The sequence below is a fragment of the Aggregatilinea sp. genome, assembly GCF_036822615.1.
Lineage (GTDB): Bacteria > Chloroflexota > Anaerolineae > Aggregatilineales > Aggregatilineaceae > Aggregatilinea.
Map to the genome: position 1 here is coordinate 1 of NZ_DAISHJ010000171.1, position 8,307 is coordinate 8,307.

The following is an 8,307-nucleotide window of genomic DNA, read 5'->3' on the forward strand; positions in this document are numbered from 1 at the left end:
TTGAACGTCGTTTCTACGACACCTTATCTGTCCGTTGAAACGGGGCAAGGTCAGATCAACGTGGAGGGCCAGGGGGTGAGGTCGCGGTGCGTCCCCCTACCACGCATCGAGCAGCGCCCGCAGCGCGCGGACCACGTGAACCTGGGTCCACCACGTAGGGAACACATACATAAAGCCGGGCAGTAACACGCTCAAGATCACCAGCGCGAGGAACTCATTGGCGGTAACGTCGCCGCGCAAGATCGTCATCACCCACAGCCCCGCCAGAATCAACAGATACATGCGCGCCTGATACTTGCTCCGCTCGGTGAGCCTCACCCGCCCGTAGACACTCGTCAGAGTGCCCATCTCTTGCAGCGCCAGATCGACCGTTACGCGATCCAGGCTCATGAGCCGGTCGCGGGCCGTCAGCACAAAGGTGGAATCGTCCGCGCGGGCGCTCTCTATCTCATAGCCGCCCCACGCCCACGTCGGCGGCAGGTGACGCCGCAAGAGCGGTTCGTCGCCGAGGCGGCGCTGGCAGTCGTCGATTGGGAGGGCACTGCGCAGGTAAAACGAAAGCGATTCAGGGGTAGAAGCCGGGTAATCGGTCATGGTCCGCGCCTGGGTATAGAAAGGGTCCGTTCCTATTCTAGCCCACTGGCACGCACGCGCGAGTTGAAACCGATCGTGCCTGCCGCGGCGCTTGCCTTTTCCCCCTCTCCAACCCAGATTGGAGAGGGGGCCAGGGGGTGAGGTCGCGGTGTTTTTTCCCGCCCTACCCCTCCTTCCGCGCCACGATCCAGATCGAGTTGTCGCCCACCATGCGCGCATCCTCCACCGTGAAGTGTTTGCGCACGGCCACGTCGATCGCCACGGCGGAGGTCGCCGCGCGCAGCGCCGCCGGAACCGCCGGATCGAGCGCGAGGTAAAACGTGTGCACGTGGGGGGAATCGCCCTGCTCGTCCGCGTAGGCGTGCGTTCCGGCGCGCCAGCGCATGCACGTATACGCGGGCAGATTCAGCACCAGCACCCCGCCCGGCTTCAGCTTGCGGCTGAGCAGCTGCAGCGTGCCGTCCAGCGCGGGGATGTGTTCCAACGTGTGGCTGGAAAAAATAGTGTCGAGTGAGCGGTTTTTGACCGCCTTGAGATCCCGGTATTCCACCGGGCGTCCAAACGCATCCGTCTCCAGCCGGTCGCACACGGGCACGTCCAGGCTGATCGGTCCACGCGCCCCGCCGAAATCCAGCACCTGCCCCTCCCCGAACACCAGCGGGATCAGGAACTCGCTGTTTTCGTACACGCCCAACCACCGCCACGCGCCAAGCGCTGCCGCGCGCTTGAAATGCCGCCAGCGGTAGTTCGGCGTCATGCGTTCGGCGCTGTTCAGCCCGTCCACGCCCAGTTCCAGGTCGCGGATCATCAGCCGGTTGTACTCGGTCGAATCGAGAAACTCGCGGGTCAGGACCCGGCGGCGGAGGGACTCAGTGCGGCGCTGCGTGATGGGATTGCGCAGGGCCAGCGTGCGGACTTTTTCGGCAGCGCGGCGCGACAGGCCGCTCGCTGCCGGGGCGAACCCGTCGGCGCTCGTGGTGATGTGCATCGTATGATTTTCCCCGCCAGCCAACGCCGGTAAGCGCGGCCAGAATATGAACTTCGTAAACTGATCGTAATGAAGTCGGGGATGGAGTGTCAACAGTACCGGGATAATGCGCCGCCATCATGGAACTGCTAAAGTCTGGGTGACACAAGGAGGCTTCTCTATGCGCTGGATTGAACTCGAAAATGTCCGCCGCGACTGCATCGCGCCCGATTTCCGTCTGGCGACGGCGGGCGGCGAAACCATCACCCGCACCCAGTACCGCCAGAAGCGCATTCTGGCGCTGCTGTTCCTGCCCGATCCGGCTTCACAGGCGGCGCAGGCGGTGCTGGCGGATCTCGCCGGGCGTGCGGATCAGCTCGATCTCGCGGCGACCGTGCCGTATGTGATCGCCCCCTCCGCGATCCCGTCCAGCCCGATCCCCGTTCTCGCGGACCCCGACGGATCGGCGCGGGCGGACTACATCGCGCAGTTCCCGCCCGGCGAGCGCCCCGCGCCGGATGCGCCGTTCGTCGTGCTGCTCGATCGCTTCGGTGGGCCATACTACGGCGGCCTCGGCGCGCTGGATGGCCCCGCGACCGCCCAGGAGATCGAGGATCACATCTGGATCATCGCCTACGACTGCCCCGAATGCGTCGTGCCGGAATGGCCCGCATCGAGCATGTAACAACAACTTGTGACGCTCCGCGCTGCCTGAACAGGAGGAATTTCCATGCAGCAAAATCCACCCGATGGCTATCTCGCCCGCCCCACTTCCGGCACAGGGCCGGGCGTGTTGGTTCTGCATGCCTGGTGGGGCCTCAACGACACCATCAAGGCGTTCTGTGATCGTCTGGCCGGAGCGGGATTCCTGGCCTTCGCTCCGGATCTCTACCACGGCAAAATTGCGACCACCATCCCCCAGGCCGAAGAACTAAGCAGCGCCCTCGACAGCCGCTACGTGGAGGCGCGCGCCGAAGTGAAAGCGTCCGCCCTCTACCTGAGCGAGCTTGTTGGGCCAGCAGCGGGGTATAAGCTCGCCGTGGTCGGCTTCTCGCTGGGCGCTTACTATGCGCTCGATCTCTCCACCACCGACCCGGAGCACATCCGCTCGGTCGTGGTCTTCTACGGAACCGGCGTCGAGGACTTCAGCGGCTCCCAGGCGGACTATCTCGGCCACTTTGCCGCGAACGATCCCTACGAGCCGCCGGAGAACGTCGATCAACTGGAAGCGCTGCTCGAGCAGGCGGGCCGCCCGGCGACTCTCCATCGCTATGCAGGCACGGGCCACTGGTTCTTCGAGCCGGACCGCGCCGACGCCTACAACAAGGCGTCGGCGGATCTCGCCTGGGAGCGCACGCTGGACTTCCTGAAGCGCACGACCGCCTGAACCGGGCGAAGCATTGGCAGCCGGACAGCCGGGCCAATCGCTCCCGGCTGTCTGCGCCCACCCGTCGCGCGATCGGCAAAAGTAGCGTTTCGACTCGCAAAAGATAAAATGGATTTAATGTAAGTAAAATAAAATTTACCTTTGAGCCGCCAGCCCGGTTCCCACCGGAGACTCGTATGCCCATCCCACTTGGCATAGACATAGCATCGTCGCTGCCCTCGATTCATGCCGTGCTGCTGGTCGGCATCGCGCTGGTGTTCGGCTTCACCAACGGCAAGAACAGCTCGGCGGGCATCGTCGCGCCGCTGATCGCCACCCGCGCCCTGGGCTACCGCAGCGCGCTGATCATGGCCGCCGTGGCCGAGGGGATCGGGCCGTTCCTGTTCGGCATCGCGGTGGCGCGCACCATCGGCGCCGACCTGATCGCGCCGGGCGCGATCACGCTGCCGGTCGTCTACGCCGCGCTGCTGGCCGCGACCGGCTGGAACAGCGTCTCGCTGGCGCTGGGTATCCCGTCCAGCACGTCGCACGCGCTGGCGGGCGGCATGATCGGCGCGACGTGGATCGGCTACGGCTCCGACGCGATCCTGTCCGGCGGCGTGATCAAGATCGTGCTGGCGCTGCTGCTGTCCCCCATCCTGAGCATGATCGCGGGCAACGTTATGCTGCACACGGTGATCTTTTTGGCGCAGGGCGCGACGCCGCGCGTCAACCGCACCTTCCGGCGCGGGCAGATCTTCAGCGCGGTCGCGCTGGCGCTCACCTACGGCAGCAACGACGGGCAGAAAATCATGGGCATGATCGCGCTGGGCCTCGTCGCGGCGGGCGAAATGCCGTCGTTTTCGATCCCGCTGTGGGTCGTGGCGATCAGCGCTGCCTCGATCTGCCTGGGCACGCTGGCCGGGGGCCGCCGCACGATCCGCACCGTGGGACGCAAGTTCTTCCGGCTGCGCCCGGTGCACGGTTTCAGCGCGCAGGCCGCTTCCGCCACCGTGATCCTGGGCGCGGCGCTGTTGGGCGGCCCGGTCAGCACCTCGCACGTCGTCTCCTCGACCATCGTCGGTGCGGGCACGGCGGACCGAATGCAGATGGTGCGTTGGGCGGTCGTGGAGCGCATCCTGTCCTCGTGGCTGATCACCTTCCCGGCGTCGGCGGTGGTCGGCATGGTCCTGGACCTGATTCTGCGCGCGATCCTCTCCTGATCGGCTCCCACCCGCTACCCAACTGGCTATGCCACAAACTGCCATCCGGCCTACCCAGAAATGCGCCGGGTGCATCGTGTTTCATGGTGCGGTGTTGAATATGATTAAGAGCATCAACAACACCTTCATCAACGAGACTGTGGAGCGACCAACAATGACGGGCCTGACCGCCTTTTTCCTTCTCTCGACCACCGTGTTAGCCGTGTTAGGCTTCGGCGTGATCGCCGGACTGGCAGCCATCTTTGTGAAGTTCACGACTGTTATTTTTGGGCTGCTGACCGTGCTGTCGCTGGCGTTCTGCCGCGCGGAACCTTCTGAACTGGACACAGCGCCGGTCAACCAGCGCGCCTGATCCGCCTCAATCCACTAAAAACGCCCGGTGACATCACCGGGCGTTCGCATTTATGGGCAGCGCAGCTTCGGCCAAACACCCTTGGAGGGTGCAGATCGCGTACTCCGTCAGTCTGCGCCGCCTGTGGGAAGCGCTTCAGGATACACCTCGTAATGCTGCACCGCCGGCTCGAATTCCAGCAGGAAATTCGTGTCCTCGGAGTAATACTTGGCGCGGCTGATATCCTCGCCCGCGAAGGCCGCGATCGCCTCGCGCGAGTCCCAGAACGTCAGCGTGATGAAGTGCGCCGCGTCGTCCCGAATCTCATGCAGCAGGTATACACCGCGATTGCCCGGCACGGATTCGTAGTCCGGGATGGCGCGTTCTTTCAGAAAGTCCAGATAGACACCGGCCTGCTCGACGCGCGTTCTGCCGTGCCACAGGCGCGCGATCATTGGACCGCCTCTTTTGCGGGCGTTTCCAGGTTCGATTCCATACATTCGACTTCTTTATAGTGGTTGATCTTCCAGTCGAGCACGGTCAGATACTCGGTCAGTTCCTGGATCTTCTGCATGACGCGGGCGCGGTGACGTTCCAGCAGCTTGCGCCGCCGCTCGACCGTCTGATCGCCCTGCCACAGCAGCCCGGCATAGGACTGCATCTCGCGGATGGGCATCCCCGTCGAGCGCAGCCGTTTGAGGAACTCCACCCAGCTAACGTCCTCCTCCGAATAGCGGCGGTGGCCGCTGGAGGCGCGGTCGACCGGCTGGATCAGCCCGATGCGCTCGTAGTAACGCAGTGTATGCGCGGTCAAACCGGTGCGATCGGCCATTTCCTGAATCGACAGTGTCTCTTCCATAGCAAGCTCTCCTCTCACTCCCACAGTGTACACCTCATCCTTGCGGCCCCGCCAAGCGGCGGACGGCAGCGGACAGCGCTCCCTGCGGAGCCGCAGCACCCGTTGTTCCTGATCGTCAGCTTACAACTTAGAGCGCGCTCTAAGTCAAGAGGGTGCACCCAAATGTCGCAGCGGATCTTGACTTTTTAGAACATTTGTGCTAACTTAAGTACCAGCGACACTAACTTGTCCACAATCACATTGCCGCTGTCTCAGGAGGTAGTGCCATGCCCCGCATCATTCATTTTGAGATTCCGTCGAAAAATCCCGACAAGGCCGCCGAGTTCTACAATTCCGTCTTCGGCTGGGAGACGACCAAGTGGGACGGCCCCATGCCCTACTGGCTGGTCCAGACCGGGCCGGACGACCAGCCCGGCATCAACGGCGCATTCATGGATGCGGCCAGCAACAACCGCCTGACCTACGTGCTGGACGTGGACGACGTGGACACCTACGTCGAAAAGGTGAAGCAGCACGGCGGCACGGTTGTCATGCCCAAAGACGTCGTGCCGGGCGTCGGCTATCTGGCCTATTTTGAAGATCTGGACGGCAACCTGTTTGGCGTCATGCAGGACGATCCGACCGCCGGACTCTAACGCGGCAGCACGCGCCGCCCGCCGGGCTGTCCCCCTCAACTCCCCCGGCCCCGCGCGAGCGGCTTGCAGCAGTACAGGTTCCCCCGACGACAGCCCACCCGCTCCCGTGGGCTGTTGCGTTTTAAACAGCGGCCCGGCGCGCAGCAAGCGGCTGTTTCGCGTGGGGTGACGGTCGGGCAAGCGCGGAGGTTTGGTCTACAATTGGGAATACGCTGCTTACTGTGAAAAGGACGGACGTGTTGACTGACGTTCGAGAATGCCCGCATTGTGGCGCGCACGTGATGACGGAAGGCAATTTCTGCCCACGCTGCGGTCACTCACTGGACGAAGACCAGACCCCGGTCTCGGCGGCTCCGGCCACCGGACCGCTGCCGCCGACTCTGCCGGAAGACAGACACCCCGAGCCGGACGTAATCCCCGCGCAGGCGGACGAGATGGGCCCCGCCGGGGACGTGTTCCAGCCGATCGAAATTCCCGACCTGAGCGCACTGGCTCCCCGGGACGACGCCGCGCCGGACGACACCGCCCCGCGAGCGATTTCCGCGCCGGAAGATGACGCCGCACCGGAAGAAGAAGACGCCGACGCCGGCCCCGTTGACGAGCCGGAACCGGAAAACGTCGCCGCGCCGGATGCTGAGGCCACGCCCGAAGATGAGGCGCAGCCCGACGCCGGGTCCGCGGTCACGCCGGTCCTCGACATCGACGAGCACGGCGACATCTTCATCGGCGCCAGCAGTCCGCTCACGCCGGAGGACGATCGCGCCGGCCTGCCGACCACGCGCCTGAACCCGATCGAGACGGCGGCGGACGCCGCGCCACCGGATGCGCCGCCCGCGCCCGATACGAGCAGCCCGGAAGGCGGCCCGGAGCAGGACGAAACGGGCGAGTTCGCCACTGGGAATTGGTCGGAGAGCATCGAAACGGCGCCGGACATCGCGGCTCGGCCCGACGACCAGGAGACGATGCCCGAAGTTCCCTCCGCGCCGCCAGCGGCAGACAAGCAGGATGCCGACGAGGATCACGGCCCGAAGACGCATCCGTGGCTGGCCGAGCTGGCCGAAGCGAGCGACACGCATCCCCGGCTGGACGAGCGCCCGCCCGACATGGCGGACACCATGCCGCGCCTGACGGGCGATCTGCTCCAGCCGACCGAAGAATTCGATACGACCGGCTGGCCCGCGAAGCCATCCCCATTGGACGTGACCAGTCCGGCGCTGTCCGTGAAGCCCAAACCTGCGCCCGCGCCGACGACGACCATTCCGCCCGCGCCGTTCACGCCGCCGCCCATTCCCGACACGGTCGCGCCCACGTTCATCGCGCCGCCCGCGCCCTATGCGCCCGCGCCGTACGCGCCGTATATGCCGGGTTATGCCCCTTCCCCGGCCATGCAGTTCATGCAGCAGCGCGTCCAGCTTTACCAGCGCGATCGCTATCGCGTGGTGAGCCACACGCCCAACGAGATCGTGCTGTCGCGCGGCAAACAGTTGGGCGTCAGCGGGTGGCTGGTCGCCCTGGTGAGCATCGTCGGCGTCTTCTGGTACACGCTGATCCTGCTGGTCAGCGGCTTCCGGCGCGACCGCGTCTTCGTCACGCTCGAAGCGGACGGTTACGTATACGAGGACGGGCCGGGCGCGGCCCACGTCCGCCAGCAGCGGTCGCGCGGCGGGCGGCGCTGGAGCATCATTGGGCTGGTGCTGTTCGTGCTGTCGTTTCTGCTCGCCGCCGGACTCGCCATCGCCGCGACGGTGACCGCCAGCCAGGATCGCTATCAGGCCGCGCTGCGCGAAGCCTATCCCGCCATCACGCTGTTCGAGGAGCACTTCACGGCAGGGGACGCCGATCCCGCCGACGTGGACCTGATGCACGACGGGCTGGTGGCGTGGTCGATTGCGGGCGGCATCGCGCTCGTCGGGCTGTGGGGCGGACTGACGCTGTTCATCGTGGGCTACATCCACGCCACCGCGTACCGTGTGAACGTCCCGCCGCTGCCCGGCATGCGTTGAGGCGGCGCAGCGCGCCGCTGTTCGGGCGGGTTTGATGCTCTTGAACTTTCAAATCCGGACAAACCCAGGGCGGGTTGCAAACCGATGGGCATCAAGCTAACGGAGCAAACAGGACCGTTTCCCCTGACGTGAAACCAAAGCGCCAGCGGTGATAACTGTAGGGGTAGAGCTTGCTCTACCCGTTTTTTCTCTTAACGGGCGATGCAAGCATCGCCCCTACGAAAAGCACAGCAGGCCATTTTCCCCGTGATGGGCTTAACTTAATGCGTATAGGTTGCCCCCCTACAAACCCCGTTGGGCGCAGCTTGTCTCCCCTCTCCAACCTGGAT

General features: G+C 64.8%; 10 protein-coding genes. 6 read left to right on the forward strand and 4 right to left on the reverse strand.

Annotated elements, in window-relative coordinates; genetic code table 11:
* Nucleotides 1-96: 96 nt before the first annotated feature.
* Together V7116_RS24465 and V7116_RS24470 are read right to left on the reverse strand one after the other, a co-directional pair.
* Nucleotides 97-594, reverse strand: a complete 498-nt coding sequence (locus V7116_RS24465) for a hypothetical protein (protein ID WP_324394619.1) — start codon at nt 592-594, stop codon at nt 97-99.
* Nucleotides 595-757: 163 nt separating this feature from the next.
* Nucleotides 758-1,582, reverse strand: coding sequence for a methyltransferase domain-containing protein (locus V7116_RS24470; RefSeq protein ID WP_324394620.1), 825 nt, complete (start codon nt 1,580-1,582; stop codon nt 758-760).
* A gap of 160 nt (nt 1,583-1,742) precedes the next feature.
* Here V7116_RS24470 and V7116_RS24475 point away from each other — a divergent pair, with 160 nt between their 5' ends.
* The 4 genes from V7116_RS24475 to V7116_RS24490 all read left to right on the forward strand — a co-directional run bounded on the left by V7116_RS24475 (nt 1,743) and on the right by V7116_RS24490 (nt 4,502).
* Nucleotides 1,743-2,246 carry a hypothetical protein gene (locus V7116_RS24475; RefSeq protein ID WP_324394621.1) on the forward strand — a complete coding sequence of 168 codons (504 nt, stop codon included), beginning with the start codon at nt 1,743-1,745 and terminating at the stop codon, nt 2,244-2,246.
* A 45-nt stretch (nt 2,247-2,291) separates the two neighbouring features.
* Nucleotides 2,292-2,948 (forward strand): dienelactone hydrolase family protein, encoded by a 657-nt coding sequence (locus V7116_RS24480; protein WP_324394622.1) that lies wholly within the window; start codon nt 2,292-2,294, stop codon nt 2,946-2,948.
* A 176-nt stretch (nt 2,949-3,124) separates the two neighbouring features.
* Nucleotides 3,125-4,150 (forward strand): inorganic phosphate transporter, encoded by a 1,026-nt coding sequence (locus tag V7116_RS24485; protein WP_324394623.1) that lies wholly within the window; start codon nt 3,125-3,127, stop codon nt 4,148-4,150.
* A gap of 100 nt (nt 4,151-4,250) precedes the next feature.
* Nucleotides 4,251-4,502 carry a hypothetical protein gene (locus V7116_RS24490; RefSeq protein WP_324394624.1) on the forward strand — a complete coding sequence of 84 codons (252 nt, stop codon included), beginning with the start codon at nt 4,251-4,253 and terminating at the stop codon, nt 4,500-4,502.
* A 107-nt stretch (nt 4,503-4,609) separates the two neighbouring features.
* Here V7116_RS24490 and V7116_RS24495 read toward each other — a convergent pair whose 3' ends face one another.
* Nucleotides 4,610-4,936 carry an antibiotic biosynthesis monooxygenase family protein gene (locus V7116_RS24495; RefSeq protein ID WP_324394625.1) on the reverse strand — a complete coding sequence of 109 codons (327 nt, stop codon included), beginning with the start codon at nt 4,934-4,936 and terminating at the stop codon, nt 4,610-4,612.
* Nucleotides 4,933-5,340: a MerR family transcriptional regulator gene (locus V7116_RS24500; protein ID WP_324394626.1), complete on the reverse strand. Its 408-nt coding sequence runs from the start codon at nt 5,338-5,340 to the stop codon at nt 4,933-4,935. The genes V7116_RS24495 and V7116_RS24500 overlap by 4 nt, the downstream gene beginning before the upstream one ends.
* A 266-nt stretch (nt 5,341-5,606) precedes the next feature.
* On the opposite strand from V7116_RS24500, the gene V7116_RS24505 reads away from it, so the two are divergent.
* Entirely contained in the window at nt 5,607-5,975 is a 369-nt protein-coding gene (locus tag V7116_RS24505) for a VOC family protein (protein ID WP_324394627.1), read from the forward strand.
* Nucleotides 5,976-6,214: 239 nt separating this feature from the next.
* Entirely contained in the window at nt 6,215-7,978 is a 1,764-nt protein-coding gene (locus V7116_RS24510) for a hypothetical protein (RefSeq protein WP_324394628.1), read from the forward strand.
* Nucleotides 7,979-8,307 lie beyond the last annotated feature (329 nt).

Excerpts from the sequence above, each read along its gene's own strand:
- V7116_RS24485 (WP_324394623.1), top strand. The coding sequence starts at position 3,125 with ATGCCCATCCCACTTGGCATAGACATAGCATCGTCGCTGCCCTCGATT.
- V7116_RS24495 (WP_324394625.1), bottom strand. The coding sequence starts at position 4,936 with ATGATCGCGCGCCTGTGGCACGGCAGAACGCGCGTCGAGCAGGCCGGT.
- V7116_RS24470 (WP_324394620.1), bottom strand. The coding sequence starts at position 1,582 with ATGCACATCACCACGAGCGCCGACGGGTTCGCCCCGGCAGCGAGCGGC.
- V7116_RS24490 (WP_324394624.1), top strand. The coding sequence starts at position 4,251 with ATGATTAAGAGCATCAACAACACCTTCATCAACGAGACTGTGGAGCGA.
- V7116_RS24475 (WP_324394621.1), top strand. The coding sequence starts at position 1,743 with ATGCGCTGGATTGAACTCGAAAATGTCCGCCGCGACTGCATCGCGCCC.
- V7116_RS24480 (WP_324394622.1), top strand. The coding sequence starts at position 2,292 with ATGCAGCAAAATCCACCCGATGGCTATCTCGCCCGCCCCACTTCCGGC.
- V7116_RS24500 (WP_324394626.1), bottom strand. The coding sequence starts at position 5,340 with ATGGAAGAGACACTGTCGATTCAGGAAATGGCCGATCGCACCGGTTTG.
- V7116_RS24465 (WP_324394619.1), bottom strand. The coding sequence starts at position 594 with ATGACCGATTACCCGGCTTCTACCCCTGAATCGCTTTCGTTTTACCTG.
- V7116_RS24505 (WP_324394627.1), top strand. The coding sequence starts at position 5,607 with ATGCCCCGCATCATTCATTTTGAGATTCCGTCGAAAAATCCCGACAAG.